Consider the following 412-nt stretch of genomic DNA (forward strand, 5'->3'; position numbering starts at 1 on the left):
CCGTAACCGACAAAACCCCCAAGGCACCCGCCGAGGGGGTTTTGTCGTGTCTGGTCTCCTTCGCTTCGCGTGCCGCGACCCACTCCAGGATCGCGCCGAACTCGCCGTGCAGCGTTGCGTCCAGCACTCCGCGCTTCGGGCCAGGTGTCAGCGTTACCCGCTCGATCAGCCCGCGGATCGCGTCTGCAGCTTCATCCCGTTCAGCTGGGTTGTTCAGAGCCTCTGACAGGCGCTCGACCTTGCGCCGGTAGATCTCGGCGATGTTGGGATGAATGTCCGGTTTGTCGAGCGGCGCCTCTGCGAGGCGCGCACGGATGGCGTCCTCCTTCGCTTCCAGCTCAAGGAGCATATCGGCCACAGCGCGAGTCCCGTTGCCGTTCATCGCCATCTCGACCAATCCCGCGATTGGACT

General features: G+C 64.3%; 1 pseudogene. It reads right to left on the bottom strand.

The window, feature by feature from the left end:
- Nucleotides 1-388, bottom strand: a pseudogene (locus EJC47_RS20895) (hypothetical protein); the annotation flags it as partial.
- Between the last annotated feature and the right edge of the window lie 24 nt (nt 389-412).

Origin of the sequence: Sphingomonas sp. TF3, assembly GCF_003985085.1 — a bacterium.
Taxonomy (GTDB): Bacteria; Pseudomonadota; Alphaproteobacteria; order Sphingomonadales; family Sphingomonadaceae; genus Sphingomonas.